Source organism: Microbulbifer variabilis (assembly GCF_056232115.1).
On record NZ_CP174325.1, the window covers coordinates 2,101,935 to 2,127,775 of the forward strand.

A 25,841-nucleotide genomic window follows, 5' to 3' on the forward strand; every position below is an offset into this window, starting at 1 on the left:
CATGTCAAAGCATTGGTATGTGGTCCAGGCTTACTCGGGATATGAGAAGCGTGTTGCCAGCTCCCTAAAAGAGCGAATTGAGCTGCACGAAATGGATCACCTGTTTGGTGAAGTGCTGGTTCCCACCGAAGAAGTGGTGGAGATGCGAGCAGGACAGAAGCGTAAAAGTGAGCGTAAGTTCTTCCCCGGCTATGTTCTGGTGGAAATGGAACTGAATGATGATACCTGGCACCTGGTAAAAGAAACTCCACGTGTGCTCGGTTTTATCGGTGGTAAGGCGGATAGGCCGGCGCCTATTACCGATCGAGAGGCGCAGGCTATCCTGAATCGCATTGATGATTCTGTCGATAAGCCGAAGCCCAAAACACTGTTTGAGCCTGGCGAAATGGTTCGGGTTATCGACGGTCCGTTTAATGATTTCAATGGTGTGGTTGAAGAAGTTAACTACGAGAAGAGCCGCTTGCGCGTAGCAGTGTTGATTTTCGGACGCTCCACCCCGGTTGAGCTGGAATTTAGCCAGGTAGAAAAGACCTGATTCCAGTATATTTTTTTGCCCTCTTTCGCCGCGAGGTGGAAGGGGGTTTTCGCGTCCCCGAAAAATAAGTTTTATTTTTGGGGTTTTGGGGAGCCGGTTCCTTTGATCATAGTGGTTAGTTGGAATGGGCGTTACCACCCATCTAGAGGAGAGCTGTAATGGCTAAGAAAGTAGAAGCTTATATCAAGCTGCAAGTTAAGGCCGGTCAGGCCAATCCAAGTCCACCCGTAGGTCCTGCACTGGGTCAGCACGGCGTGAACATCATGGAATTCTGTAAGGCGTTCAATGCCCAGACCCAGAGCCTCGAGCCAGGTCTGCCAGTGCCGGTTGTGATCTCTGTTTACAGTGATCGCTCCTTCACCTTCATTATGAAATCTCCGCCTGCCGCGGTACTGCTGCGCAAGGCTGCCAAGATCAAGAGCGGTTCCGGTCGTCCTAATACCGACAAGGTGGGCAAGGTTACCCGTGCTCAGCTGGAAGAGATCGTGGAAATGAAGAAAGCCGACCTGACTGCATCCGATATGGACGCGGCCGTGCGCACCATCGCCGGTTCCGCACGCAGTGCCGGTATCGAAGTGGAGGGTCTCTAAGTGGCTAAATTGAGCAAGCGTCAGCGCGCTATCGCTGAGAAAGTGGAAGCTGGCAAGGCTTATGGCATTGAAGAAGCTGTTGCCCTGCTGAAAGAGCTGTCCAACGTTAAGTTTGCAGAGACTGTAGACGCCTCTGTAAACCTGGGCATCGACCCGCGTAAATCCGACCAGGCTGTTCGTGGTGCGACCACTCTGCCGCACGGTACCGGTAAAGAAGTTCGCGTAGCTGTTTTCACCCAGGGTGCAAATGCTGACGCCGCTAAGGAAGCGGGCGCTGACCTGATCGGTATGGATGAGCTGGCTGCCGATGTTAAAGCCGGCAAGATGGACTTCGACGTAGTAATCGCTTCTCCGGATGCGATGCGCGTAGTTGGCCAGCTGGGTCAAATCCTCGGCCCGCGTGGCCTGATGCCGAACCCGAAGACTGGCACTGTAACTCCAGACGTTGCCACTGCTGTTAAGAATGCCAAAGCTGGTCAGGTGCGTTTCCGCGCTGACAAAGGCGGCATCATCCACGGCGGTATCGGCAAGGTAGCTTTCGATGCAAATGCACTGAAAGAAAACCTGGAAGCCCTGGTTGCCGACCTGAAGAAAGCCAAGCCGGCTTCCGCTAAGGGCGTGTACCTGAAGAAGATCACCTTGAGCACCACTATGGGCCCGGGCCTGGTTATCGACCAGTCTTCTCTGACCATCTAATTATGGCAGTGCAGCCCTCTGGGGCTGTATGCCGAAATGAACTTTGGGGTCCACTTGATGCTTCGGCAGAAATGTGGGCCGTCAAAGACCGTAGGTGCCCGGTGCGTTGAGGTTTAACGTGTCTGGCTTAATCCAAACCTCGGCCAGGTTGGTCGCTAAGAGGTTTGAGCCTACGCAGACGGTGTCGCCCAAACCAGTATTTTTTGCTGGATTTGAGCTTTATGCACCGGAACGGATCGGACGGTTAAGTCCGATTTTTTTCAAATCCAGGAGTGACACTATGGCTATTGGACTCGAAGACAAGAAAGCGATTGTCGCAGATGTCCAGCAAGCTGCTGAGGGTGCTCTGTCTGCGGTAGTTGCGGATTCCCGCGGCGTAACCGTGAATGACATGACTGCCCTGCGCAAAGAGGCTCGCGAGAACGGCGTTTGGTTAAAAGTCGTCCGCAATACTCTGGCGCGTCGCGCTCTGGCAGGAACCGATTACGAATGTCTGACCGACAAATTCGTAGGTCCCAGCATCATTGCATTTTCCAACGAACACCCGGGTGCCGGTGCGCGCATCCTGAGCCAGTTCGCCAAGGGCAATGACAAGCTGGAACTGAAAGGTGCTGCCTTCGAAGGCGCGATCACCGACGTCGCACTGTTGGCAAGCCTGCCGACATACGACGAGGCGATCGCCAAGCTGATGAGCGTGTTGAAAGAAGCATCTGCTGGCAAGCTGGTTCGCACTATTGCGGCCGTTCGCGACCAAAAAGAGCAGGAAGCTGCATAATTTTTTCGCAAGAGCGAATCGCAGCTTCAAAACGAAATACGAGCAGCTACTGCTCAAACCAATTCAGGTAATGACTCATGCCTCTGACTAAAGAAGATATCATCAACGCTGTTGCTGAAATGTCCGTTAAGGACGTTGTTGAGCTGATCGAAGCGATGGAAGAGAAGTTCGGTGTAACTGCTGCTGCAGCAGTTGTAGCCGGTCCGGCTGGCGGCGAGGCTGCTGCTGAAGAGAAGGACTCTTTCGACGTGATCCTGACCTCTGCAGGCGACAAGAAAGTGAACGTGATTAAAGCTGTTCGCGGCATCACTGGCCTGGGCCTGAAAGAAGCCAAGGCATTGGTTGACGGCGCTCCGAGCCCGCTGAAAGAAGGCGCAACCAAAGACGAAGCTGAAGCCGCTAAGAAAGAGCTGGAAGAAGCTGGCGCAACTGTAGAACTGAAGTAATTCAGTTGTTGCGATTCCCGCTAGCAGTCGCGTAAAGCGGCAGGTAGCGGTAAGGCTGGTGGACTTTGTCCGCCGGCCTTTTTGCCGTTTGCGGTACTGAGGTTTTTAGTGGTGCCGGCGGAAGGAAAAACCGTGGCAAACCTCATTTAACCATAGCGCAGCCATGCTGCCTAAAAGCAAGCGGAGAGGTTTCTGATCAGTACAGCCCAAACTGTGTTGCTCAGAGGCTTCTCGCCCGGAGGAACTCCCGAATGGAGTTCCACGAAGTCTTGTCACTGATCAAGCTGGGGAATTTGAATGGCTTACTCATATACTGAGAAAAAACGTATCCGCAAGGATTTTGGCAAACTGCCTAAGGTCATGGATGTGCCCTTCCTGCTTGCGATACAGCTGGATTCATATCGCAATTTTACACAGGCCGACAAGCGCCCAGATGACCGCCTGGATGTTGGCCTGCAGGCGGCGTTTAAATCTGTATTTCCAATTGTCAGCTATTCCGGCAATGCCGCCCTGGAGTACGTGAGCTATACGCTGGGTAAGCCGGCTTTTGATGTAAAAGAGTGCACCCTGCGCGGTGTCACTTACGCGTGCCCACTGCGCGTGCGAGTACGCCTGATTATTTACGATAAAGAGTCTGCGAATAAGTCCATCAAGGACATCAAAGAGCAGGAAGTGTACATGGGCGAAATCCCGCTCATGACCGACAACGGTACTTTTGTAATCAATGGTACTGAGCGGGTAATCGTATCCCAGTTACACCGTTCCCCGGGTGTATTTTTCGATCACGACAAAGGCAAGACTCACTCCTCCGGTAAGCTGTTGTACGCCGCACGAGTTATCCCTTACCGTGGATCCTGGTTGGATTTCGAGTTCGACCCGAAAGATCTGGTATTCGTACGTATCGACCGTCGCCGCAAACTGCCAGCGACGATTCTGTTGCGTGCACTGGGTTATAGCTCCCAGGAAATGCTGGAGATGTTCTTCGAGACCAGCAGGTTTGAGCTGCACGAGGATCACGTCAGCCTGGAACTGATCCCTTCTCGCTTGCGTGGTGACGTTGCCTCCTTTGATATCAAAGATGACCAGGGCAAGGTGATTGTGGAAGAGGGGCGTCGTATCACTCCGCGCCACATTCGCCAGCTGGAAAAGGCCGGTGTTGAGAAACTGGAAGCACCCCTGGAGTACCTGTTTGGCCGCACCTTGGCCCACGATATTGTCGATGAATCCACTGGCGAAATTGCGGTCGAGTGTAATACCGAGATCACTGCAGAAGTGATCGCGCAGTTGCGTGTGCTGAATATCAAGCAGTTCGATACTCTGTACACCAATGATCTGGACCGGGGACCGTTTATCTCCGATACCTTGCGTGCAGAGCCCTCCCGCACTCAGCTGGAAGCGCTGGTGGAGATCTACCGCATGATGCGCCCGGGCGAGCCACCTACCAAGGAATCTGCGGAGTCCCTGTTCGAGAACCTGTTCTTTACCGACGAGCGCTATGACCTGTCTGCGGTTGGCCGCATGAAGTTCAACCGCCGCCTGGGCCGTGAAGATGAAACAGGCCAGGGCACTCTGAGCAAAGAAGATATCGTTGATGTGCTGAAAATGTTGATCGATATCCGCAACGGCCAGGGTATGGTGGACGATATTGACCACCTGGGTAACCGTCGCGTGCGTTCCGTAGGTGAGATGGCTGAAAACCAGTTCCGCGTTGGCCTGGTGCGTGTTGAGCGCGCGGTCAAAGAGCGCCTGTCCATGGCAGAGTCTGAAGGCCTGATGCCGCAAGACCTGATCAACGCCAAGCCGGTAGCAGCTGCCGTTAAAGAGTTCTTCGGTTCCTCACAGCTGTCTCAGTTTATGGACCAGAACAACCCGCTGTCGGAAGTTACCCACAAGCGCCGTGTTTCCGCACTGGGCCCGGGCGGCCTGACGCGCGAGCGCGCCGGCTTTGAGGTACGAGACGTACACCCTACGCACTACGGCCGCGTATGTCCTATTGAAACACCGGAAGGACCGAACATCGGTCTGATTAACTCCCTGGCGACTTACGCCCGTGCCAACCACTATGGCTTCCTTGAGAGTGCCTACCGCAAAGTGGTTGATGGCAAGGTTACCGACGAAATCGAGTACCTGTCTGCGATTAACGAGGCCAACTACGTAATTGCCCAGGCGTCTGCTGCTGTTGATGATGAAGGCAATTTCACCGATGACCTGGTGAGCGTGCGTCACCAAAATGAATTCGCCCTGAAAGCGCCGGGTGAAATTCAGTATATGGATGTATCCGCTAAGCAGGTGGTTTCTGTAGCTGCGGCAATGATTCCTTTCCTTGAGCACGATGACGCCAACCGTGCATTGATGGGATCGAACATGCAACGCCAGGCGGTTCCAACCCTGCGTGCTGAAAAGCCGTTGGTGGGTACCGGTATGGAACGCACTGTGGCGCGTGACTCCGGTGTGTGTGTGGTAGCCAAGCGCGGCGGTGTGATTGAACGTGTAGATTCCAGCCGCGTTGTAGTGCGAGTGGCTGATGCTGAGGTTGAAGCCGGTGATGCAGGTGTGGATATCTACAACCTGACCAAGTACATCCGCTCCAACCAGAATACCTGTATTAACCAACGCCCGATCGTAAGCACCGGTGATCGCGTTGAGCGCGGTGACATTCTTGCCGATGGCCCGTCTGTTGATCTGGGTGAGCTGGCACTGGGCCAGAATATGCGCATCGCATTTATGCCCTGGAATGGTTACAACTTTGAGGACTCCATCCTTATCAGTGAGCGTGTTGTACAGGAAGACCGCTTCACCACCATCCATATTCAGGAGCTGACCTGTATTGCCCGTGATACCAAGTTGGGTAGTGAGGAAATCACCGCGGATATTCCTAACGTGGGTGAGTCTGCGCTGAATAAACTGGATGAATCCGGCATCGTGTATATCGGTGCGGAAGTGGGCCCCGGCGATATTCTGGTGGGCAAGGTAACTCCGAAAGGTGAAGCACAGCTGACTCCGGAAGAGAAGCTGCTGCGCGCAATCTTCGGTGAGAAAGCCTCCGACGTTAAGGACACCTCCCTGCGTGCGCCTAGCGGCACCCGCGGTACCGTGATCGATGTACAGGTGTTTACCCGCGACGGTCTGCAAAAAGACCAGCGTTCCATCGATATCGAGAAAGCCCAGTTGGATGAGGTTCGCAAGGACCTGAACGAAGAATACCGCATCGTTGAAGCTGCTACTTTTGAGCGCTTGCAGAACGCATTGCAAGGCCAGAAAGCCGCTGGTGGTAAAGGTATCAGCAAAGGTCAGGAACTGACTGCTGAAGTGCTGGGTGCGCTGCCACGCGAAGACTGGTTCAAGCTGCGTATGGAAGAAGAAGGCTTGAATGATCAGCTGGAAAAGGCGGAAGCTCAGTTGAAAGAGCGCCGTAAGCTGCTGGACGAAGCCTTCGAAGACAAGAAGAAGAAACTGGAGTCCGGCGATGACCTGGCTCCAGGCGTATTGAAAATCGTTAAGGTCTACCTGGCGATCAAGCGCCGCATCCAGCCGGGCGACAAGATGGCCGGTCGCCATGGTAACAAGGGTGTGATCTCCGTAATCAAGCCCGTTGAGGATATGCCGTACGACCAAAACGGTGAGCCGGTAGACATCGTTCTGAATCCACTGGGGGTTCCCTCGCGGATGAACGTCGGGCAGGTTCTGGAAATGCACTTGGGCATGGCTGCTAAAGGCCTCGGCGTCAAAGTCGACAAGATGATTAAGGAGCAGCAGGAAATTGCCAAGGTACGCGGTTTCCTGGAAGAGGTTTACAACTCCACCGGTGGTCGCCGTGAGGAGCTGGAAACCCTGTCCGATGAGGAAGTCATGGGAATGGCGCACAACCTGCGTCGCGGTGTGCCTATGGCAACTCCCGTATTCGACGGTGCCGATGAGAGCGAAATCAAGCAATTGCTCCGTCTTGCGGATATCCCAGATTCCGGACAGATTACTCTGCACGACGGCCGTACAGGCGATGCCTTTGAACGTCCTGTGACTGTGGGCTACATGTACATGCTCAAGCTGAACCACCTGGTGGACGACAAGATGCACGCGCGTTCCACTGGTTCCTACAGCCTGGTTACCCAGCAGCCACTCGGCGGTAAGGCCCAGTTCGGTGGTCAGCGTTTCGGGGAGATGGAGGTCTGGGCACTGGAAGCTTACGGTGCGGCTTACACCCTGCAGGAAATGCTCACAGTTAAATCCGATGACGTGGAAGGTCGTACCAAGATGTACAAAAACATCGTGGACTCTGACCACCGTATGGAGCCCGGCATGCCGGAATCCTTCAACGTACTGGTTAAGGAAATCCGCTCTCTCGGTATGAACTTCGAGCTCGAGCACGAGTAAGACCGATTTGTGCAGCAGCCTGTTAGCAGGCGAATTGAGACAAGTGCCGGCGCCCCTGAATGCAGTAGGGCACCGGCCCACCCGGCACAGCTTGTCTGCCGGGTTGACTATCCCCTAGTGGAGGAAAGGCCTTGAAAGATTTATTAAATCTGGTGAAGTCCCAGGAGCACCTGGAAGAGTTTGATGCGATCCGCATCGGTCTGGCCTCGCCGGACATGATTCGCTCCTGGTCCTACGGCGAAGTGAAGAAGCCGGAGACCATTAACTATCGTACCTTCAAGCCAGAGCGCGAAGGTTTGTTCTGTGCCAAGATCTTTGGTCCAGTGAAGGATTACGAGTGCTTGTGCGGTAAGTACAAGCGCATGAAGCATCGCGGCATTATCTGTGAGAAGTGTGGCGTTGAAGTTACCAAGGCCAAAGTGCGCCGTGAGCGTATGGGCCACATTGAGCTGGCTAGCCCGGTTGCGCATATCTGGTTCCTGAAATCCCTGCCGTCCCGTATCGGCCTGCTGCTGGATATGACCCTGCGTGATATCGAGCGTGTGCTGTATTTTGAATCCTACGTGGTAACCGAGCCCGGCATGACCACCCTGGAGCGCGGCCAGCTGCTAAATGACGAGCAGTACTTCGAGGCGATGGAAGAATTCGCCGATGAGTTCGAAGCAAAGATGGGTGCCGAAGCGATCCAGGAGTTGATGAGTGACATCGAATTGCCTGCTGAGATTCAGCGTCTGCGTGAAGAGATCCCGGCTACCAACTCCGAGACCAAGATCAAGAAACTGTCCAAGCGCCTGAAGCTGCTGGAAGCTTTCTACAAGTCCGGCAATAACCCCGAGTGGATGGTAATGCAGGCACTGCCTGTTCTGCCGCCGGATCTGCGCCCACTGGTACCGTTGGATGGTGGCCGCTTTGCGACCTCCGATCTGAACGACCTCTACCGCCGTGTGATTAACCGTAACAACCGCCTGAAGCGCCTGCTCGAGTTGAATGCGCCAGATATTATCGTGCGCAACGAAAAGCGTATGCTGCAGGAATCTGTGGATGCGCTGTTGGATAATGGTCGTCGCGGCCGTGCCATCACTGGCTCTAACAAGCGCCCGCTGAAGTCCCTGGCGGACATGATTAAAGGTAAGCAAGGTCGTTTCCGTCAGAACCTGCTGGGTAAGCGTGTTGACTATTCCGGTCGTTCCGTAATTGTGGTCGGTCCGACCCTGCGCCTGCATCAGTGTGGCCTGCCCAAGAAAATGGCGTTGGAGCTGTTCAAACCGTTTATTTTCGGCAAGCTCGAAGCCCGAGGCCTGGCCACCACCATCAAAGCTGCCAAGAAAATGGTAGAGCGCGAGGAAGCGGTCGTTTGGGATATTCTCGACGAAGTTATCCGCGAGCACCCGGTACTGCTTAACCGTGCCCCGACTCTTCACCGTCTGGGTATCCAGGCGTTTGAGCCGGTACTGATTGAAGGTAAAGCAATCCAGCTGCACCCGCTGGTTTGTGCCGCCTATAACGCCGACTTCGACGGCGACCAGATGGCAGTACACGTACCGCTGACTATTGAAGCGCAGCTGGAATCCCGCGCGCTGATGATGTCCACCAACAATATCCTGTCGCCCGCAAACGGTGAACCGATCATCGTACCTTCCCAGGACGTGGTGCTGGGTCTGTATTGGATGACCCGTGAGCGTGTAAATGATAGAGGCGAGGGCATGTTCTTCTCCGATATCAAGGAAGTGAGCCGCGCCTTCTACGCCAAGCAGGTTGGCTTGCAGGCGAAAGTCAAGGTGCGCATCCGCGAGAAGATTCTTGGTGAGGATGGGGAGAAGCACGAGAGTATCTCTGTACAGGACACCACTGTCGGCCGTGCGCTGCTTTGGAACATCGTACCGGAAGGCCTACCGTTCGAGCTGGTTAACCAGCCGATGAAAAAGAAATCCATTTCTCGTGTGCTTAACGAGTGCTACCGCAAGGTGGGCCTGAAGGCGACAGTTATTTTCGCTGACCAGCTGATGTACACCGGTTTCGATTTCTCTACAAAGTCCGGTTCCTCCATTGGTGTGAATGACTTTGAAATCCCAGCTGCTAAGGCCGACCTGATCGGCGCTGCTGAAGCTGAAGTAAAAGAGATTGAAAGCCAGTTTGCTTCTGGTCTGGTAACCCAGGGTGAGAAGTACAACAAGGTTATCGATGTTTGGTCCCGTACCAACGATAAGGTAACCCAGGCAATGATGGCGGGGATCAAGAAAGAGAAGGTGATCGATCGCGAGGGTAAAGAAGCCGAGCAGGATTCCTTCAACTCTGTATACATGTACGCCGACTCAGGCGCACGGGGTTCTGAGGCGCAGATTCGCCAGCTCGCTGGTATGCGTGGTCTGATGGCTCGTCCAGATGGTTCCATTATTGAGAACGCCATTACCGCGAACTTCCGTGAAGGTCTGACTGTACAGCAGTACTTCATCTCGACCCACGGTGCTCGTAAAGGTCTGGCGGATACCGCACTGAAAACCGCTAACTCCGGTTACCTGACTCGCCGCCTGGTGGATGTTGCTCAAGACGTGGTAATCACTGAAGTGGATTGTGGCACCGATGATGGTCTGACAATGGCGCCGGTAATTGAGGGTGGTGACGTAATCGAGTCTCTCGGTGACCGTATCCTCGGCCGTGTTGTAGCCCGCGATGTCCTCAAGCCTGGTAGCGATGAAATTGCCGTTCCCGCTGGCACTATGATCGACGAGAAGTGGGTAGAGCGCATCGAAGCCATGGGTATCGATGAGGTTCTGGTTCGCTCCCCGATCAGCTGTACCACCGCCCACGGTATTTGTGCCCAGTGTTACGGTCGTGACCTGGCCCGTGGCCACCGCGCCAACCCAGGTGAGTCTGTGGGTGTTGTTGCCGCACAGTCTATCGGTGAGCCGGGCACTCAGCTGACCATGCGTACCTTCCACATTGGTGGTGCTGCGAGCCGTGCTTCTGCAGCGGACAGTATTCAGGTGAAGCTGGGCGGTACCGTACGCCTGCACAATGTGAAGACAGTGAAAACCGAAGCTGGCACTCTGGTAGCGGTTTCCCGCTCCGGTGAGTTGGCTATTGCTGATGGTGCTGGCCGCGAGCGTGAGCGCTATAAGCTGCCTTACGGCGCTGTGATCAGCGTTTACGAAGGTGCTGAGGTAGACGGTGGCCAGATCGTGGCCAAGTGGGATCCGCACACCCACCCGATCATCACCGAGGTTGCCGGTTGGGTGAAGCTGTCCGGTATGGAAGACGGTCTCTCTATTCGCAAGCAGACCGATGATATTACCGGTCTGTCCTCTATTGAGGTAATCGATCCGGCCGAGCGTCCGGCAGCGGGTAAAGACCTGCGTCCTGCAGTAACCCTGGTTGATGAAAATGGCGAAGAGCTGACACTGGCTAACAGTAATGCGCCGGCGCACTACGCATTGCCGCCGCGCGCCATCCTCAGTCTGGCTGAAGGCAAACAGGTGAACGTGGGTGACGTTATCGCGCGTATTCCGCAGGAATCCGGTGGTACCAAGGATATCACCGGTGGTCTGCCGCGCGTTGCCGACCTGTTCGAGGCCCGTAAGCCGAAAGAGCCGTCTATCCTGGCGGAAATCTCCGGTACTGTTTCCTTCGGTAAAGAGACCAAGGGCAAGGTTCGTCTGCAGATTACTCCGCGCGACGGCAAGCCTCTGGCCAACGGTAAGGATCACTACGAGGTTCTGATTCCGAAGCACCGTCAGCTGACTGTGTTCGAGGGTGAAACCGTAGAAAAGGGTGAGGTTATCTCCGATGGCCCGTCAAACCCGCATGACATCCTGCGCCTGAAAGGTGTGGAAGAGCTGGCACGCTACATCACCAATGAGATCCAGGAAGTTTACCGTCTCCAGGGTGTAGGCATTAACGATAAGCACATCGAAACGATTGTGCGTCAGATGTTGCGTAAAGTGGAGATCACCGAGATGGGTGACTCCGGCTTTATTAAGGGCGATCAGGTTGAATACCAACGCGTGATAGAAGAGAACGAACAGCTGCGTGCCGAAAACAAGCAGCCTGCGCAATTCGAGCGTCTGTTGCTGGGTATCACTAAAGCCTCTTTGGCCACCGAGTCCTTCCTGTCGGCGGCTTCGTTCCAGGAGACTACTCGCGTTCTAACTGAAGCGGCGGTAACCGGCAAGGAAGACAGCCTGCGCGGTCTGAAAGAGAACGTAGTAGTGGGTCGCCTGATTCCGGCAGGTACTGGTCTGGCCTACCACAGCGAGCGCAAGCGCAAGCGCAGCCTGCAGTTGGAAGAGAGCTTCAGTGAAGGTCCTTCCGCAGCAGAGGTGGAAGCGGCCTTGACCGAGGCCTTGAAGTCCTCTGGCGAATAAGGTGTATTCCCACTCTGCCTTGCCGGCGGAGTGGGGTATATCCAGGCATTTCGGTGCCGAGTGAGATTGGCGACTGTCTGTGATGTAAGCACTTACTTCCGTCGCCGATTGACTAGGCGGGTTGTCGCTTATAGAATGCGGCCCCCGCTGATGTGGGGTGTTTCGTCCGGCCTTCGAGTCGGCGCTACACACAGACGACAGGCCCTCACTGTAAGAGGTGGGGGCATTTTATTTTTGGAGTGATTTTTAATGGCAACGATCAACCAGTTGGTTCGTAAGCCGAGAAAACGCAAAGTCGAAAAAAGCGACGTTCCCGCTCTGCAGGCCAGCCCGCAGCGTCGTGGAGTTTGCACTCGCGTGTACACCACTACACCGAAGAAGCCGAACTCCGCACTGCGCAAAGTTTGCCGTGTGCGTCTCACCAACGGTTTCGAAGTAACTTCGTACATCGGTGGTGAAGGCCACAACCTGCAGGAGCACAGCGTGGTACTGATTCGCGGCGGTCGTGTAAAAGACCTGCCGGGTGTGCGTTACCACACTGTACGCGGTGCACTTGACTGTGCCGGCGTAAACGACCGCAAGCAGGGCCGTTCTAAGTACGGCGCCAAGCGTCCTAAAGGTTAATCTCCTTTAACGATTTGCGTTTCGGTTTCCAACCGGAGTAAGGCTGAGCTCGCCGGATTGTAAGGTTTTACGGCGGCGTCTCAGAATAACCCTGAAGAGAGGCAATACCCATGCCGAGAAGACGAGTAGTCGCCAAGCGCGAAGTACTACCCGATCCCAAGTTCGGGAACGTCACCCTGGCCAAGTTCATGAACCATGTCATGATCAGCGGCAAGAAGTCAGTAGCAGAGCGTATCGTATACGGTGCCCTGGAGACTGTTTCTGAAAAAATGAACAAAGACCCTATCGAAGTATTTGAGGAGTCTTTGGAAAACATCGCGCCTATGGTGGAAGTTAAATCCCGCCGTGTTGGTGGTGCGACCTATCAGGTGCCTGTAGAAGTGCGCCCCTCGCGCCGTATGGCTCTGGCAATGCGTTGGTTGGTGGAGTTCTCCCGCAAGCGCGGCGAGAAGTCCATGGCTCAGCGCCTGGCCAATGAAATGATCGATGCAGCTCAGAACAAGGGCGGTGCGGTCAAGAAGCGTGAAGATGTACACCGCATGGCGGAAGCCAACAAGGCGTTCTCTCACTACCGCTTCTAAGTCTGATGATTACCAACATCGGAAATTAATACCGAAAGGCAGCACGGAAATTTCCAGGCTGCCTTTTGCCGTTATATCGAGGATACAACTGTGGCACGTAAAACGCCTATCGCACGTTACCGCAACATCGGTATCTGTGCCCACGTAGACGCCGGTAAAACCACCACTACTGAGCGCGTACTTTTCTACACTGGTCTGTCCCACAAAATTGGTGAGGTGCACGAAGGCGCCGCAACCATGGACTGGATGGAGCAGGAGCAGGAGCGTGGTATTACCATCACTTCCGCTGCAACCACCTGTTTCTGGGCCGGCATGCAGCAGCAGTTCGACCAGCACCGCGTAAACATCATCGACACCCCGGGACACGTTGACTTCACCATTGAAGTAGAGCGCTCCCTGCGCGTACTCGACGGCGCGGTTGTTGTTCTGTGTGGTTCCTCTGGTGTTCAGCCTCAAACTGAAACCGTTTGGCGCCAGGCGAACAAATACGAAGTACCGCGCATGGTATTCGTCAACAAAATGGACCGCGCCGGTGCGAACTTCCGCAACGTTGTGAGCCAGCTGAAAGACCGTCTGAACGCGAACGCTGTACCGCTGCAAATGACCATCGGTGCTGAGGACGAGTTCAAGGGTGTTGTTGACCTGGTGAAGATGAAAGCCATCATCTGGAACGAAGCAGACCAGGGCATGACCTTTGAATACGCTGACATCCCCGCTGAGCTGCAGGACGAGTGCGACGAAATGCGCGAGTACCTGGTAGAAGCGGCGGCTGAAGCCAGCGAAGAGCTGATGGAGAAATACCTGGAAGAGGGTGAGCTGACCGAAGGCGAGATCAAGGCAGCTATTCGCCAGCGTACTCTGGCCAACGAAATCGTTCCGGTTCTGGGCGGCTCTGCCTTCAAGAACAAGGGCGTACAAGCTGTACTGGACGCAGTTATCGAATACCTGCCGGCGCCGACTGAAGTTAAGGCGATCGAAGGTACTCTGGAAGACGGCGAAACCGTTGAGACCCGCGAAGCGGATGACGAGGCTCCGTTCGCCGCTCTGGCGTTCAAAATTGCTACCGACCCCTTCGTTGGCACCCTGACTTTCTTCCGTGTCTACTCCGGTAAGCTGGAGAGCGGTACTGCGGTATACAACTCCGTAAAAATGAAGAAAGAGCGCGTTGGCCGTATGGTGCAGATGCACTCCAACGACCGTCAGGAAATTAAAGAAGTATTGGCTGGCGACATCGCAGCTGCGATCGGTCTGAAGGATGTAACCACTGGTGACACCCTGTGTGCCGAGAGCAACAAGATTGTTCTGGAGCGCATGGAGTTCCCAGAGCCGGTAATTTCTGTTGCGGTTGAGCCCAAGTCCAAGCCGGACCAGGAAAAAATGGGTATTGCCCTCGGTAAGCTGGCCCAGGAAGACCCGTCTTTCCGTGTGAAGACCGACGAGGAAACCGGTCAGACCATCATCTCTGGTATGGGTGAGCTGCACCTGGACATCATCGTCGACCGTATGCGTCGCGAGTTCAACGTTGAAGCGAACATCGGTAAGCCTCAGGTTGCCTACCGTGAAGCGATCCGTAACACCTCTGAGATCGAAGGCAAGTTCGTTCGTCAGTCCGGTGGTCGTGGTCAGTTCGGTCACGTATGGGTGAAATTTGAGCCCGCTGAAGACGAGTCCCAGGAAGGTCTGGAATTTGTTAACGAAATCGTGGGCGGTGTTGTACCTAAGGAATACATCCCGGCGGTATCAAAAGGTATCGAAGAGCAGATGCAAAACGGTGTTCTGGCTGGCTACCCGCTGCTGGGCCTGAAGGCAACTCTGTACGACGGTTCCTACCACGATGTGGACTCCAGTGAAATGGCGTTTAAAATCGCCGGCTCCATGGCGACCAAGAAGCTGTCCTCTGTGGGCGGTGCAGTACTGCTTGAGCCGATGATGAAGGTGGAAGTGGTAACTCCGGAAGAGAACATGGGTGACGTGGTTGGTGACCTCAACCGTCGTCGTGGCCTCATTCAGGGTATGGAAGACAACCCCGCTGGTAAGGTTGTAAACGCGGAAGTACCTCTGGCAGAGATGTTTGGTTACGCAACCGACCTGCGTTCTGCTACTCAGGGCCGTGCTACCTACACCATGGAGTTCCTGAAGTACGCCGAAGCGCCGAAAAATGTTGCCGATGAGATCATCGCAAAGAACAAGGCCTAATTAACTTCTGCTCAAAAGGGCCTCAGTGAATGGCTGAGGCTTCTTTGGCAAACTTTTAGCTAGAGGACATCTAAGATGGCAAAAGAAAAGTTTGAACGTTCCAAGCCCCACGTGAACGTGGGCACCATCGGTCACGTTGACCACGGTAAAACCACCCTGACCGCTGCTCTGACCCGCGTATGTGCGGAAGTATGGGGCGGTGACGCTGTAGCTTTCGACGGTATCGACAATGCACCGGAAGAGCGTGAGCGCGGTATCACCATCGCTACCTCTCACGTTGAGTACGAGTCCCCGACTCGCCACTACGCGCACGTAGACTGCCCGGGACACGCCGACTACGTTAAGAACATGATCACCGGTGCTGCTCAGATGGACGGCGCTATCCTGGTATGTTCCGCAGCTGACGGCCCCATGCCGCAGACTCGTGAGCACATCCTGCTTTCCCGTCAGGTAGGTGTACCTTACATCGTTGTGTTCCTGAACAAAGCGGACATGGTAGACGACGAAGAGCTGCTCGAGCTGGTAGAGATGGAAGTTCGCGAACTTCTGGACCAGTACGAGTTCCCGGGTGACGACACTCCGATCATCGTTGGTTCTGCTCTGATGGCCCTGAACGGCGAAGACGACAACGAAATGGGTACCACCGCTGTTAAGAAGCTGGTTGAGACCCTGGACGAGTACATTCCTGAGCCGGAGCGCGCTGTAGACCTGCCGTTCCTGATGCCGATCGAAGACGTATTCTCCATCTCCGGCCGTGGTACCGTGGTAACCGGTCGTGTAGAGCGCGGTGTAATCCACACTGGCGACGAGATCGAAATCGTTGGTATCAAAGAGACCACCACTACCACCTGTACTGGTGTTGAGATGTTCCGCAAGCTGCTCGACGAAGGTCGTGCAGGTGAGAACATCGGCGCGCTGCTGCGCGGCACCAAGCGTGACGAAGTGGAGCGTGGTCAGGTACTGGCTAAGCCTGGTTCTATCACTCCGCACACCAAGTTCGAAGCAGAAGTGTACGTACTGTCCAAGGACGAAGGTGGTCGTCACACCCCGTTCTTTAAAGGCTACCGTCCTCAGTTTTACTTCCGTACTACCGACGTAACTGGTGCGGTAGAGCTGCCGGAAGGTACTGAAATGGTAATGCCGGGCGACAACATTCAAATGGTTGTTACCCTGATCGCTCCGATCGCCATGGAAGACGGCCTGCGCTTCGCTATTCGCGAAGGTGGTCGTACCGTAGGTGCGGGCGTTGTTGCTAAGATCATTGAGTAATCGTTACTCGTGATCTGAAAAAGCCGCGGCGGAAACGCTGCGGCTTTTTTTATGCCCGAAATAGAGATTTGGAGTTAAGGGTTGGCGACATAATTGAAAGCACCCTTAATTACGGTTGGCCAGCGGCCTGGTTGGTCGGGTGGTAATTTACGGCCAGTCCTTGCTCAGGTCGGCTGTGTGGCTGCTGATAAAGAGCTTGGTGAATTGTGGTCCGTCCATTTCCACAAGTTCTTCGTGGTCACCGGCCTCGAAATAAATGGTCTCCTGGTGGCTGAGGCTGCTGTCCAGCAGGGTGGTGATGCCATACGCCTGGCCAATTGGGGGGAGGGCGCCCAGTTCACAATCCGGGAAGATTGAACCGAGTTCATTCTCCGCAACCATTTCCAGGCCGTTACGACCGGTTTCCATATGTACGGCACGCATATCCAGGCTGCTACTGGCGGGTATCACCACCATTACATAGCCGTCATTGTCCTGCAGCATAATCGCCTTGGCTACCTGGTCCTCTCTGACATGGGCTGCGTGTGCGCTTTCGCGGCTGGTTCGTGTATGTGGGTGTTGAACCAGGTGGTAGTCGACCGACTGGTCATTGAGGTATTGACTCAATTTTGCGGCAATAGTCATTTCTGTACCCTCGTTCCACTTTAGGTACTTCATTGTAGTTTGCGCAGATTGAAATTTGCGCAGGCTGTACAGTTGACAGCCTCCCGCGCTCCCCGTAGAATTCGCGCTCCTTTTCGCCCGCCCTCGGGGCTGCGGAAGAGGACGTTCTTTAGTTCATAAGTTGGAGTTTGATTCCATGCAGGGTCAACGTATCCGTATTCGCCTGAAGGCCTTCGATCACAAGCTGATCGACGCGTCCACTCAGGAGATCGTAGAGACGGCTAAGCGCACTGGCGCACAAGTTCGCGGTCCTATCCCGCTGCCGACTCGCAAAGAGAAGTACACCGTACTGATTTCTCCGCACGTTAATAAAGACGCTCGCGACCAGTACGAAATCCGTACTCACAAGCGTTTGCTGGACATCGTTGAGCCTACCGAGAAAACCGTCGACGCGCTGATGAAGCTCGATCTGGCGGCCGGTGTTGAGGTCCAAATTAGTCTCGGCTAACACTTTTACTAACTACCGAATCCCGGGCGAAAAAGGTCCGGGTAGTGTAACGCTCTGAAACTGGGCGGCCGCAGTGGGTTAAAGCCCCGTGCACTGAGAGGTTAATAAAGATGACTATAGGTATTGTCGGCCGCAAGAGCGGCATGACTCGCATCTTCACTGAAGATGGCGTATCCATTCCGGTAACCGTTGTTGAGGTTGCTCCGAATCGCGTCACCCAGGTGAAAACTCAGGAAACTGATGGCTATACCGCTGTTCAAGTAGCAGTGGGTAACCGCAAAGCTTCCCGTGTCTCCAAGCCCGAAGCGGGCCACTTCGCCAAAGCCAATGTAGAGGCTGGCACTAATCTTTTCGAACTGCGCACTGATGGTTCTGAAGAGACTTTCGAAATCGGTTCTGAAATCACTGTCTCCAGCTTTGAAGCTGGCCAGAAGATCGACGTAACCGGCACTTCCAAAGGTAAAGGCTTCCAGGGCGGCGTTAAGCGCTGGAATTTCCGCACCCAGGACGCAACCCACGGTAACTCCCTGTCTCACCGCGCACCCGGTTCTATCGGTCAGTGTCAGACTCCTGGCCGCGTATGGAAAGGCAAGAAGATGGCTGGCCATATGGGTGCTGAGCGCGTAACAGTGCAAAACCTGGAAGTGGTTCGTGTCGATGCCGAACGCAACCTGCTGTTGGTTAAAGGCGCTGTTCCCGGTGCACCCGGTGGCAACGTTATCGTTCGTCCGGCAGTTAAAGCCTAAGTCTGAGGGGAAATAGATATGGAACTGAATATCGCTACTCCCGAAGGCGCTAAAGGCACAGTAGCTGTCTCTGAAGTGACTTTCGGGCGTGAGTTCAACCAAGATCTGGTGCACCAGGCAGTAGTGGCCTATATGGCCGGCGCTCGCCAGGGTACCAAGGCGCAGAAGAATCGTTCCGACGTTTCTGGTGGTGGCAAGAAGCCATGGCGCCAAAAAGGTACTGGCCGTGCACGTGCCGGTACTATTCGCAGCCCGCTGTGGCGTTCCGGTGGCGTAACTTTCGCCGCTGATCCGCGCGATCACAGCGTTAAGCTGAACAAGAAAATGTACCGCGCTGCACTGCGTTGCATTCTGTCTGAGCTGGCTCGTCAGGAGCGCCTGGTAGTGGTTGAGTCCTTTGACGTGGATGCACCCAAGACCAAGCAGCTGGTAAGCAAACTGGCTCAATTTGACCTGTCCGACGCGCTGATCGTGACTGAAGAGGTTAGCGAAAACCTCTACCTGGCCGCTCGCAACTTGCACAAGATCGACGTCCGCGATGTACAGGCGATCGATCCCGTAAGCCTGATTCGCTTTGATAAGGTCGTGGTTACCGTTTCTGCGCTCAAGAAAATTGAAGAGGTGCTGGGATGAACCAAGAGCGACTCTACAAAGTACTGCTGGGCCCGGTAATTTCCGAAAAAGCTGCTGTGCTGGCCGATAGTGCCAACCAGGTGGTTTTCAAGGTTTCCACCGATGCTGAGAAAGCAGAAATCAAGGCTGCGGTAGAGAAACTGTTTAACGTTTCCGTTGAGCAGGTTCGCACCGTGAACGTAAAAGGTAAAACCAAGCGCACTCGCCACGGCATGGGCCGTCGCAGCGACTGGAAAAAAGCCTACGTTCGCCTGGCTGAAGGCAGCGACATCAACTTTGAAGCTGCTGAGTAAAGGGGACTGTTACAATGGCAATTGTAAAAACAAAACCGACCTCCGCCGGCCGTCGTCACCTGGTTAAGGTTGTTAACCCCGACCTGCACAAAGGTGCTCCTTACGCTCCTCTGCTGGAGAGTAAAAGCAAAAGCGGTGGCCGTAACAACAATGGTCGTATTACCACTCGCCACATCGGCGGTGGTCACAAGCAGCACTACCGCGTTATCGACTTCAAGCGCAACAAAGACGGTATTCCGGCTAAAGTTGAGCGCCTGGAGTACGATCCCAATCGCAGCGCGCACATCGCTCTGGTGTGTTATGCAGATGGTGAGCGTCGTTACATCATTGCACCGAAAGGCCTGAAGGCTGGTGCCACCATTCAGTCCGGCGATGCCGCACCGATTGCTGTGGGTAACACTCTGCCTCTGCGCAACGTTCCGGTAGGTTCTGTAATTCACGGCATTGAGCTGAAGCCTGGTAAAGGCGCTCAGTTAGCCCGCTCTGCAGGTGCCTCTGTACAGCTGGTAGCTCGTGAAGGCCAGTACGCGACTATTCGTCTGCGTTCCGGCGAAATGCGCAAGGTTCTCGCTGAGTGCCGCGCAACCCTGGGTGAAGTGAGCAACTCCGAGCACAGCCTGCGCAAGCTGGGTAAAGCCGGTGCTGCACGCTGGCGTGGTGTTCGTCCTACCGTTCGCGGTGTGGCGATGAACCCGGTAGATCACCCGCACGGTGGTGGTGAAGGTCGTACCTCCGGTGGCCGTCACCCTGTTACTCCGTGGGGCGTTCCGACCAAGGGTAAGAAAACGCGCAAGAACAAGCGCACCGATAAGATGATAGTACGTCGTCGCGGCAAGTAAGCCGCGCGATGTCTGAGCAGCTAGAGAGGAATCGACAGTGCCACGCTCATTAAAGAAAGGTCCCTTTATTGATCTGCATTTGATCAAGAAGGTGGAGGCGGCGATTGAAGCAAACGATCGTCGACCGATTAAAACCTGGTCCCGCCGTTCCATGATTATGCCGGAAATGGTTGGACTGACGATTGCCGTACACAACGGTCGTCAACACGTGCCCGTTTTGGTTAACGAAGAAATGGTTGGCCACAAACTGGGCGAGTTCGCTGCTACCCGCACTTACCGCGGTCATGCTGCGGACAAGAAAGCGAAGAAGCGCTAAGCCGAGGTTAAAAAGATGGAAGTAGCAGCAAAATTACGCGGCGCACGTCTATCGGCGCAAAAGGCGCGACTGGTAGCTGATCAGGTTCGCGGCAAAGGCGTTGAAGAAGCCCTGGATATTCTTGCATTTAGCAATAAAAAGGGTGCGGCGATTGTCAAGAAAGTACTGGAATCGGCCATTGCCAACGCTGAGCACAACGAAGGTGCTGACGTTGACGAGCTGAAAGTTTCCACAATTTTTGTGGACGAAGGTATGACCATGAAGCGCATTAAACCGCGTGCGAAAGGTCGTGCAGATCGCATTCTTAAGCGTACTTGTCACATCACTGTGAAAGTGGCCGAGAAATAAGAGAGCAGGCGAGAAAACCATGGGACAAAAAGTACATCCTACCGGCATTCGTCTGGGTATCGTTAAAAAGCATACCTCTGTTTGGTATGCCGGCAGCGACGAGTACGCAGACAAGCTGTACACGGATCTGAAAGTTCGCGAATACATTCGCAAAAAACTGGCCCACGCTTCCGTGAGCCGTATCGAGATCGAACGTCCGGCAAACACTGCACGTGTGACTATTCACACTGCACGCCCCGGTATCGTAATCGGTAAAAAAGGTGAAGACGTAGAACGTCTGCGCAACGAAGTAAGCGCGCAGATGGGCGTACCTGTGCACATCGATATCGAAGAAGTGCGCAAGCCTGATATGGACGCGGCTCTGGTTGGCCAGAACGTTGCCCAGCAGCTGGAACGCCGTGTTATGTTCCGTCGCGCTATGAAGCGTGCGGTACAGAACGCTATGCGTCAGGGTGCCGAAGGTATCAAGATTCAGGTGAGTGGTCGTCTCGGTGGTGCGGAAATCGCACGTACCGAATGGTACCGCGAAGGTCGTGTGCCCCTGCACACCCTGCGCGCTAACATCGACTACGCCACTGCTGAAGCGATGACAACCTACGGCATCATCGGTATCAAGGTGTGGATCTTTAAAGGCGAAGTTATCGGTGACGAAGTTCCCGATGAGAAGCCGGCTAAGACCCGCAAGAAAGCTGCTAAATAAGGGGTACGCAGATGCTGCAACCAAAGCGTACAAAATTCCGCAAGGTACAGAAGGGTCGCAACCGCGGTCTTTCTCAGCGCGGCTCTAAAGTGAGCTTTGGCGAGTTTGGCCTTAAGGCTATCGGTCGCGGTCGCATTACTGCGCGCCAGATCGAAGCAGCTCGTCGCGCAATGACTCGTCACGTTAAGCGTGGCGGTAAAATCTGGATTCGCGTGTTTCCGGACAAGCCAATTACCAACAAGCCCCTCGAAGTTCGTATGGGTAAAGGTAAAGGTGGCGTTGAATACTGGGTGGCTCAGATCCAGCCGGGCAAAGTTCTCTATGAAATGGAGGGCGTGTCCGAAGAGCTGGCTCGTGAGGCTTTCGCACTTGCTGCGGCCAAGCTGCCTGTAAAGACAACTTTCGTTAAGCGTTCGGTGATGTAATGAAGACTGCAGATCTACGCGAAAAGTCAGTTGAAGAGCTGAACCAGGAACTGCTGAACCAGCTCGAAGCTCAATTTAAGCTTCGTATGCAAAAATCCACCGGTCAGCTGGCACAGACTCATCTGCTGAAGCAGACTCGTCGCGACATTGCTCGCATTAAGACTGTGTTGACCGAGAAGGCAGGTAACTAATCATGGCTGAAGCAAAACTGAAGCGTACTCTGACCGGTAAGGTCGTGAGTGACAAGATGGATAAAACCATCACCGTTTTGATCGAGCGCCGTGTTAAGCACCCGATCTACGGCAAAATTGTGAGCAAGTCCACAAAGCTTAAGGCTCATGACGAGAACAATGATTGCAGCATCGGTGATGTTGTAACCATCGAGGAATCTCGTCCGCTGTCCAAGAGCAAATCCTGGGCCTTGCAGAAAATTGTAGAGCGTGCGGCGAAGGTATAACCCCTAGCGCATTGACTGCCGAATTGAAAGGTTTCGGAGAGAGACAATGATTCAAGCGGAATCCTACTTAGAAGTAGCTGACAACAGTGGGGCTCGCCGCGTCATGTGCATCAAGGTGCTGGGCGGCTCCCATCGTCGTTATGCCGGCGTGGGCGACATTATTAAGGTAACCGTTAAGGAAGCCATTCCCCGCGGTAAAGTAAAGAAAGGTCAGGTAATGAACGCTGTTGTGGTTCGCACCAAAAAAGGTGTACGCCGTAACGACGGATCCCTGATTAAGTTTGACGATAACGCAGCGGTACTGCTGAACCAGCAATTGGCGCCGGTTGGCACCCGTATTTTTGGTCCGGTAACTCGCGAACTGCGCGGTGAGAAGTTCATGAAGATCATCTCGCTCGCCCCCGAAGTTATCTAAGCCTCGAGCGGAGAAGAGTTATGCGCAAGATCAAGCGTGACGATGAAGTGATCGTTATCGCCGGTCGCGACAAAGGCAAGCGTGGTTCAGTACGTAAAGTACTGAACGACGGTCGCCTGATTGTTTCCGGCATACAGATGATCAAGAAACACCAAAAGCCAAATCCCCAGCTGGGCGTTGCTGGCGGCATCGTTGAAAAAGAAGCTGCGATCCAAGCTTCCAACGTAGCCATCTTCAACCCCAACACCCAGAAGGCTGACCGGGTGGGCTTTAAAGTACTGGAAGACGGCACTAAGATTCGCGTCTTCAAATCCAGCGGCGAAGCCATCTAAGGCTCTTGACGCAAAAGCAGGTTGGTAGATCATGGCAAAGCTTAAAGAGCTCTACACTAAGGACCTCGTGGCCAAGCTAAAAGAAGAGCTTGGTCTCGAGAATGTGATGGCAGTGCCGCGCATCACCAAGATCACCATCAACATGGGTGTTGGTGAAGCGATTGGTGATAAGAAGGTGCTGGAGCACGCTGTTAATGATATGACAGCAATTACTGGTCAAAAGCCCATCGTTACTAAAGCGCGCAAATCTATTGCGGGCTTTAAGATTCGTGACGGTTGGCCGATCGGCTGCAAGGTAACTCTGCGCGGTGAGCGCATGTATGAGTTCCTGGAGCGTTTGGTTGACATCGCGATTCCGCGTATCCGTGACTTCCGTGGCATTAGCCCGAAGCAGTTTGACGGCCGCGGTAACTTCTCTATGGGCGTGACCGAGCAAATCATCTTCCCGGAAATTGACTACGACAAAGTAGACAAGCTCCGCGGTCTGGATATTTGTATTACCACTACAGCTGCAAACGACGATCAAGGTCGCGCGCTGCTGAAAGCGTTCAACTTCCCTTTCAAGGGTTAAGAGGATTCCATGGCGAAGAAATCCATGATTGCGCGCGAAAACAAGCGCGCTCGAACCGCAGCTAAGTACGCCGAGAAGCGTCAAGAGCTGAAGGCGATCATCGCCAGTTCCACTGCTTCCGAAGAGGAGCAGTGGGAGGCTCAACTCAAGCTGCAGAAAATGCCGCGCGATGCAAGCCCGGTACGTCAGCAACGCCGCTGTCGTATTACTGGTCGCCCCCACGCTGTATACCGCAAGTTCGGCCTGTGCCGTAACAAGCTTCGTGAAGCTGCGATGCGTGGTGATGTTCCTGGCCTCGTGAAGTCCAGCTGGTAATTACCAGCTGGTTTAAGGCAGATTTGAGGAGTCTCATAAGATGAGTATGCAAGATCCGTTGGCAGATATGCTGACTCGCATCCGCAATGCCCTGGCGCGCGGAAAGGCGGAAGTCACCCTGCCATCATCAAAATTGAAAGTGGCTGTAGCCAAAGTCCTGAAAGACGAAGGTTACGTTACTGACTTGAATGTAAGCGAGGGCGCTAAGCCTGAACTGACTATCGCTCTGAAATACTTCCAGGGCAAGCCGGTTATCGCTGAACTGGACCGCGTTTCCCGTCCGGGTCTGCGCTCTTACACTGGTAAGAAAACTCTGCCTACCGTACGTGGTGGTCTGGGTATCGCGATCGTTTCCACCTCTAAAGGTGTAATGACCGATCGCGCTGCTCGCCAGGCCGGTATCGGTGGCGAAGTGCTCTGCACCGTATTCTAAGCGGGGGGTCATAATGTCTCGAGTAGCAAATAGTCCGGTAGTTATCCCCGCAGGTGTTACCGTTGACCTGAAAGGTCAGAACATCGCTGTTAAGGGCGGTAGCGGTAACTTGGATATGGTTATTCACGGTGAAGTAGAAGTGAGCCAGGCAGACAGCCAGCTGACTTTTGCCGCGCGCAATAGCTCCAAGCAAGCCAGGGCCTTGGCGGGTACTACCCGTGCACTGGTTAATAACATGGTGATAGGCGTAAGCGCTGGCTTCGAGAAGAAGCTGCAGTTGCTGGGTGTTGGTTATCGTGCGAAAGCCGCCGGTAAAACGGTTAACCTGACCCTGGGCTTCTCCCATCCGATCGATTATCAGTTGCCGGAAGGTGTGACTGCGGAAACTCCCTCCCAGACTGAAATCGTACTGAAGAGCAGCAATAAGCAGCTGCTGGGCCAAGTGGCCGCTGAGATCCGTGCGTTCCGTCCGCCGGAGCCCTACAAAGGTAAGGGTGTCCGTTATGCCGATGAGCGCGTGTATCGCAAAGAGGCCAAGAAGAAGTAAATAGGGCATAGATATGAACGTTAAGAAAGCATCTCGCTTGCGTCGTGCACGTCGTGCCCGCGCCAAGATCAGTGAGCTGGGCGCCGTTCGCCTTACCGTGAACCGCACTCCACGTCACATTTACGCACAGATCCTGTCTGCCGAAGGCAATACGGTATTGGCTTCCGCCTCTACCCTGGACAAGGACCTGCGCGCTGGTAAAACCGGTAACGTCGACGCTGCTACCGCGGTTGGCAAGCTGATCGCTGAGCGTGCAAAAGCCGCCGGCGTTGAAGCAGTTGCCTTTGATCGCAGTGGCTTTAAGTACCACGGCCGTGTTAAGGCTCTGGCTGACGCTGCCCGCGAAGCCGGTCTGAAATTCTAAGGGTTGAGTTATGGCTAGAGAGAAAGACAAAAGCAACGACGAAGGCCTGCAGGAGAAGCTGGTCCAGGTCAACCGCGTTGCCAAGACTGTTAAAGGTGGTCGTATCTTCGCCTTTACCGCACTGACTGTCGTTGGTGACGGCAATGGCCGTGTCGGTTTCGGTCGCGGTAAGGCGCGTGAAGTGCCTGTAGCGATTCAGAAGGCGATGGAAGCTGCGCGCCGCAACATGGTCCAGGTAGAACTGAATGGCGATACCATCCAGTACGCTACCAATGGTCGCCATGGTGGTTCCAAGGTTTACATGCAGCCCGCTTCCCAGGGTACCGGTGTAATTGCCGGTGGTGCTATGCGCTCCGTACTGGAAATGGCTGGTGTACACAACGTATTGGCCAAGTGCTACGGTTCCACCAATCCGGTGAACGTAGTGCGCGCAACCTTCAAAGCTCTGGAGCAAATGCAGAGCCCTGAAGATGTTGCTGCCAAGCGCGGTAAATCAGTCGAAGAGATTCTGGGCTAATCACAGTCCAGATTTAAGGTTATTGGTGGGTTAAG

At 54.4% G+C, this 25,841-nt stretch carries 31 protein-coding genes; 30 read left to right on the forward strand and 1 reads right to left on the reverse strand.

Annotated features, from left to right (window positions below; genetic code table 11):
• The first annotated feature begins 1 nt into the window (after position 1).
• The 11 genes from nusG to tuf all read left to right on the forward strand — a co-directional run bounded on the left by nusG (position 2) and on the right by tuf (position 16,444).
• Positions 2–535: a transcription termination/antitermination protein NusG gene (gene nusG, locus ACJJI7_RS09155; RefSeq protein WP_026304859.1), complete on the forward strand. Its 534-nt coding sequence runs from the start codon at positions 2–4 to the stop codon at positions 533–535.
• A 158-nt stretch (positions 536–693) separates the two neighbouring features.
• Entirely contained in the window at positions 694–1,125 is a 432-nt protein-coding gene (gene rplK / locus ACJJI7_RS09160) for a 50S ribosomal protein L11 (protein WP_020411126.1), read from the forward strand.
• Entirely contained in the window at positions 1,126–1,821 is a 696-nt protein-coding gene (gene rplA / locus ACJJI7_RS09165; protein WP_020411125.1) for a 50S ribosomal protein L1, read from the forward strand.
• 280 nt (positions 1,822–2,101) lie between these two features.
• Positions 2,102–2,596 carry a 50S ribosomal protein L10 gene (gene rplJ / locus ACJJI7_RS09170; protein WP_020411124.1) on the forward strand — a complete coding sequence of 165 codons (495 nt, stop codon included), beginning with the start codon at positions 2,102–2,104 and terminating at the stop codon, positions 2,594–2,596.
• Between the two features lie 77 nt (positions 2,597–2,673).
• A complete protein-coding gene (gene rplL, locus ACJJI7_RS09175) occupies positions 2,674–3,042 on the forward strand; it encodes a 50S ribosomal protein L7/L12 (protein ID WP_444902280.1) in 369 nt (122 codons plus the stop codon).
• Positions 3,043–3,339: 297 nt separating this feature from the next.
• On the forward strand, positions 3,340–7,413 hold the full coding sequence (gene rpoB, locus ACJJI7_RS09180) for a DNA-directed RNA polymerase subunit beta (protein ID WP_282951744.1): 4,074 nt from the start codon (positions 3,340–3,342) through the stop codon (positions 7,411–7,413).
• A 131-nt stretch (positions 7,414–7,544) separates the two neighbouring features.
• Positions 7,545–11,774 (forward strand): DNA-directed RNA polymerase subunit beta', encoded by a 4,230-nt coding sequence (gene rpoC, locus ACJJI7_RS09185; protein WP_020411121.1) that lies wholly within the window; start codon positions 7,545–7,547, stop codon positions 11,772–11,774.
• 249 nt (positions 11,775–12,023) lie between these two features.
• Positions 12,024–12,398 carry a 30S ribosomal protein S12 gene (rpsL, locus tag ACJJI7_RS09190; RefSeq protein ID WP_020411120.1) on the forward strand — a complete coding sequence of 125 codons (375 nt, stop codon included), beginning with the start codon at positions 12,024–12,026 and terminating at the stop codon, positions 12,396–12,398.
• A gap of 110 nt (positions 12,399–12,508) precedes the next feature.
• A complete protein-coding gene (rpsG, locus tag ACJJI7_RS09195; protein WP_020411119.1) occupies positions 12,509–12,979 on the forward strand; it encodes a 30S ribosomal protein S7 in 471 nt (156 codons plus the stop codon).
• Between the two features lie 90 nt (positions 12,980–13,069).
• Positions 13,070–15,175 carry an elongation factor G gene (gene fusA, locus ACJJI7_RS09200; protein WP_444902279.1) on the forward strand — a complete coding sequence of 702 codons (2,106 nt, stop codon included), beginning with the start codon at positions 13,070–13,072 and terminating at the stop codon, positions 15,173–15,175.
• Positions 15,176–15,250: 75 nt separating this feature from the next.
• On the forward strand, positions 15,251–16,444 hold the full coding sequence (tuf, locus tag ACJJI7_RS09205) for an elongation factor Tu (RefSeq protein WP_020411101.1): 1,194 nt from the start codon (positions 15,251–15,253) through the stop codon (positions 16,442–16,444).
• A 147-nt stretch (positions 16,445–16,591) separates the two neighbouring features.
• On the opposite strand, the gene ACJJI7_RS09210 is transcribed toward tuf, so the two are convergent.
• A complete protein-coding gene (locus tag ACJJI7_RS09210; RefSeq protein WP_020411383.1) occupies positions 16,592–17,101 on the reverse strand; it encodes an aminoacyl-tRNA deacylase in 510 nt (169 codons plus the stop codon).
• Positions 17,102–17,243: 142 nt separating this feature from the next.
• On the opposite strand from ACJJI7_RS09210, the gene rpsJ reads away from it, so the two are divergent.
• From rpsJ to rpsE, 19 genes are all read left to right on the forward strand, one after another.
• Positions 17,244–17,555, forward strand: a complete 312-nt coding sequence (gene rpsJ, locus ACJJI7_RS09215; RefSeq protein ID WP_010133849.1) for a 30S ribosomal protein S10 — start codon at positions 17,244–17,246, stop codon at positions 17,553–17,555.
• A gap of 110 nt (positions 17,556–17,665) precedes the next feature.
• Entirely contained in the window at positions 17,666–18,301 is a 636-nt protein-coding gene (rplC, locus tag ACJJI7_RS09220) for a 50S ribosomal protein L3 (RefSeq protein ID WP_353377120.1), read from the forward strand.
• Between the two features lie 18 nt (positions 18,302–18,319).
• Positions 18,320–18,934, forward strand: coding sequence for a 50S ribosomal protein L4 (gene rplD, locus ACJJI7_RS09225; RefSeq protein WP_020411385.1), 615 nt, complete (start codon positions 18,320–18,322; stop codon positions 18,932–18,934).
• A complete protein-coding gene (rplW, locus tag ACJJI7_RS09230) occupies positions 18,931–19,227 on the forward strand; it encodes a 50S ribosomal protein L23 (protein ID WP_020411386.1) in 297 nt (98 codons plus the stop codon). The genes rplD and rplW overlap by 4 nt, the downstream gene beginning before the upstream one ends.
• 14 nt (positions 19,228–19,241) lie before the next feature.
• Positions 19,242–20,066: a 50S ribosomal protein L2 gene (gene rplB / locus ACJJI7_RS09235; RefSeq protein WP_020411387.1), complete on the forward strand. Its 825-nt coding sequence runs from the start codon at positions 19,242–19,244 to the stop codon at positions 20,064–20,066.
• 37 nt (positions 20,067–20,103) lie between these two features.
• Positions 20,104–20,382 carry a 30S ribosomal protein S19 gene (gene rpsS / locus ACJJI7_RS09240; protein ID WP_020411388.1) on the forward strand — a complete coding sequence of 93 codons (279 nt, stop codon included), beginning with the start codon at positions 20,104–20,106 and terminating at the stop codon, positions 20,380–20,382.
• A gap of 15 nt (positions 20,383–20,397) precedes the next feature.
• Positions 20,398–20,730: a 50S ribosomal protein L22 gene (rplV, locus tag ACJJI7_RS09245; RefSeq protein WP_020411389.1), complete on the forward strand. Its 333-nt coding sequence runs from the start codon at positions 20,398–20,400 to the stop codon at positions 20,728–20,730.
• A 19-nt stretch (positions 20,731–20,749) separates the two neighbouring features.
• Positions 20,750–21,430: a 30S ribosomal protein S3 gene (gene rpsC / locus ACJJI7_RS09250; protein ID WP_020411390.1), complete on the forward strand. Its 681-nt coding sequence runs from the start codon at positions 20,750–20,752 to the stop codon at positions 21,428–21,430.
• An 11-nt stretch (positions 21,431–21,441) separates the two neighbouring features.
• Positions 21,442–21,855 (forward strand): 50S ribosomal protein L16, encoded by a 414-nt coding sequence (gene rplP / locus ACJJI7_RS09255; RefSeq protein ID WP_020411391.1) that lies wholly within the window; start codon positions 21,442–21,444, stop codon positions 21,853–21,855.
• Positions 21,855–22,046, forward strand: a complete 192-nt coding sequence (rpmC, locus tag ACJJI7_RS09260; RefSeq protein WP_020411392.1) for a 50S ribosomal protein L29 — start codon at positions 21,855–21,857, stop codon at positions 22,044–22,046. Before rplP ends, rpmC begins: the two co-directional genes overlap by 1 nt.
• Before the next feature lie 2 nt (positions 22,047–22,048).
• Positions 22,049–22,312, forward strand: coding sequence for a 30S ribosomal protein S17 (gene rpsQ, locus ACJJI7_RS09265; RefSeq protein WP_020411393.1), 264 nt, complete (start codon positions 22,049–22,051; stop codon positions 22,310–22,312).
• 46 nt (positions 22,313–22,358) lie between these two features.
• Complete coding sequence (gene rplN, locus ACJJI7_RS09270; RefSeq protein WP_020411394.1) at positions 22,359–22,727, forward strand: 50S ribosomal protein L14; 369 nt, start codon at positions 22,359–22,361, stop codon at positions 22,725–22,727.
• A 20-nt stretch (positions 22,728–22,747) separates the two neighbouring features.
• Positions 22,748–23,059: a 50S ribosomal protein L24 gene (gene rplX, locus ACJJI7_RS09275; protein ID WP_020411395.1), complete on the forward strand. Its 312-nt coding sequence runs from the start codon at positions 22,748–22,750 to the stop codon at positions 23,057–23,059.
• Between the two features lie 31 nt (positions 23,060–23,090).
• Positions 23,091–23,630, forward strand: coding sequence for a 50S ribosomal protein L5 (rplE, locus tag ACJJI7_RS09280; protein WP_020411396.1), 540 nt, complete (start codon positions 23,091–23,093; stop codon positions 23,628–23,630).
• A 9-nt stretch (positions 23,631–23,639) separates the two neighbouring features.
• A complete protein-coding gene (gene rpsN / locus ACJJI7_RS09285) occupies positions 23,640–23,945 on the forward strand; it encodes a 30S ribosomal protein S14 (RefSeq protein ID WP_020411397.1) in 306 nt (101 codons plus the stop codon).
• A gap of 40 nt (positions 23,946–23,985) precedes the next feature.
• Positions 23,986–24,378, forward strand: a complete 393-nt coding sequence (gene rpsH, locus ACJJI7_RS09290) for a 30S ribosomal protein S8 (protein WP_020411398.1) — start codon at positions 23,986–23,988, stop codon at positions 24,376–24,378.
• Positions 24,379–24,391: 13 nt separating this feature from the next.
• Positions 24,392–24,925 (forward strand): 50S ribosomal protein L6, encoded by a 534-nt coding sequence (rplF, locus tag ACJJI7_RS09295; protein WP_020411399.1) that lies wholly within the window; start codon positions 24,392–24,394, stop codon positions 24,923–24,925.
• Between the two features lie 13 nt (positions 24,926–24,938).
• A complete protein-coding gene (rplR, locus tag ACJJI7_RS09300; protein WP_020411400.1) occupies positions 24,939–25,289 on the forward strand; it encodes a 50S ribosomal protein L18 in 351 nt (116 codons plus the stop codon).
• 10 nt (positions 25,290–25,299) lie between these two features.
• Entirely contained in the window at positions 25,300–25,806 is a 507-nt protein-coding gene (gene rpsE / locus ACJJI7_RS09305; RefSeq protein ID WP_020411401.1) for a 30S ribosomal protein S5, read from the forward strand.
• Positions 25,807–25,841 lie beyond the last annotated feature (35 nt).

Excerpts from the sequence above, each read along its gene's own strand:
- rpsH (WP_020411398.1), top strand. The coding sequence starts at position 23,986 with ATGAGTATGCAAGATCCGTTGGCAGATATGCTGACTCGCATCCGCAAT.
- rplF (WP_020411399.1), top strand. The coding sequence starts at position 24,392 with ATGTCTCGAGTAGCAAATAGTCCGGTAGTTATCCCCGCAGGTGTTACC.
- rpsG (WP_020411119.1), top strand. The coding sequence starts at position 12,509 with ATGCCGAGAAGACGAGTAGTCGCCAAGCGCGAAGTACTACCCGATCCC.
- rplE (WP_020411396.1), top strand. The coding sequence starts at position 23,091 with ATGGCAAAGCTTAAAGAGCTCTACACTAAGGACCTCGTGGCCAAGCTA.
- rplK (WP_020411126.1), top strand. The coding sequence starts at position 694 with ATGGCTAAGAAAGTAGAAGCTTATATCAAGCTGCAAGTTAAGGCCGGT.
- rplV (WP_020411389.1), top strand. The coding sequence starts at position 20,398 with ATGGAAGTAGCAGCAAAATTACGCGGCGCACGTCTATCGGCGCAAAAG.
- rpsE (WP_020411401.1), top strand. The coding sequence starts at position 25,300 with ATGGCTAGAGAGAAAGACAAAAGCAACGACGAAGGCCTGCAGGAGAAG.
- rplJ (WP_020411124.1), top strand. The coding sequence starts at position 2,102 with ATGGCTATTGGACTCGAAGACAAGAAAGCGATTGTCGCAGATGTCCAG.
- rpsN (WP_020411397.1), top strand. The coding sequence starts at position 23,640 with ATGGCGAAGAAATCCATGATTGCGCGCGAAAACAAGCGCGCTCGAACC.
- rplL (WP_444902280.1), top strand. The coding sequence starts at position 2,674 with ATGCCTCTGACTAAAGAAGATATCATCAACGCTGTTGCTGAAATGTCC.
- rpsJ (WP_010133849.1), top strand. The coding sequence starts at position 17,244 with ATGCAGGGTCAACGTATCCGTATTCGCCTGAAGGCCTTCGATCACAAG.
- rpsC (WP_020411390.1), top strand. The coding sequence starts at position 20,750 with ATGGGACAAAAAGTACATCCTACCGGCATTCGTCTGGGTATCGTTAAA.
- rpoB (WP_282951744.1), top strand. The coding sequence starts at position 3,340 with ATGGCTTACTCATATACTGAGAAAAAACGTATCCGCAAGGATTTTGGC.
- rplN (WP_020411394.1), top strand. The coding sequence starts at position 22,359 with ATGATTCAAGCGGAATCCTACTTAGAAGTAGCTGACAACAGTGGGGCT.
- rplX (WP_020411395.1), top strand. The coding sequence starts at position 22,748 with ATGCGCAAGATCAAGCGTGACGATGAAGTGATCGTTATCGCCGGTCGC.
- nusG (WP_026304859.1), top strand. The coding sequence starts at position 2 with ATGTCAAAGCATTGGTATGTGGTCCAGGCTTACTCGGGATATGAGAAG.
- rpmC (WP_020411392.1), top strand. The coding sequence starts at position 21,855 with ATGAAGACTGCAGATCTACGCGAAAAGTCAGTTGAAGAGCTGAACCAG.
- rplR (WP_020411400.1), top strand. The coding sequence starts at position 24,939 with ATGAACGTTAAGAAAGCATCTCGCTTGCGTCGTGCACGTCGTGCCCGC.
- ACJJI7_RS09210 (WP_020411383.1), bottom strand. The coding sequence starts at position 17,101 with ATGAAGTACCTAAAGTGGAACGAGGGTACAGAAATGACTATTGCCGCA.
- rplB (WP_020411387.1), top strand. The coding sequence starts at position 19,242 with ATGGCAATTGTAAAAACAAAACCGACCTCCGCCGGCCGTCGTCACCTG.
- rplC (WP_353377120.1), top strand. The coding sequence starts at position 17,666 with ATGACTATAGGTATTGTCGGCCGCAAGAGCGGCATGACTCGCATCTTC.
- rplP (WP_020411391.1), top strand. The coding sequence starts at position 21,442 with ATGCTGCAACCAAAGCGTACAAAATTCCGCAAGGTACAGAAGGGTCGC.
- rpsQ (WP_020411393.1), top strand. The coding sequence starts at position 22,049 with ATGGCTGAAGCAAAACTGAAGCGTACTCTGACCGGTAAGGTCGTGAGT.
- tuf (WP_020411101.1), top strand. The coding sequence starts at position 15,251 with ATGGCAAAAGAAAAGTTTGAACGTTCCAAGCCCCACGTGAACGTGGGC.
- rplD (WP_020411385.1), top strand. The coding sequence starts at position 18,320 with ATGGAACTGAATATCGCTACTCCCGAAGGCGCTAAAGGCACAGTAGCT.
- rpsL (WP_020411120.1), top strand. The coding sequence starts at position 12,024 with ATGGCAACGATCAACCAGTTGGTTCGTAAGCCGAGAAAACGCAAAGTC.
- rplW (WP_020411386.1), top strand. The coding sequence starts at position 18,931 with ATGAACCAAGAGCGACTCTACAAAGTACTGCTGGGCCCGGTAATTTCC.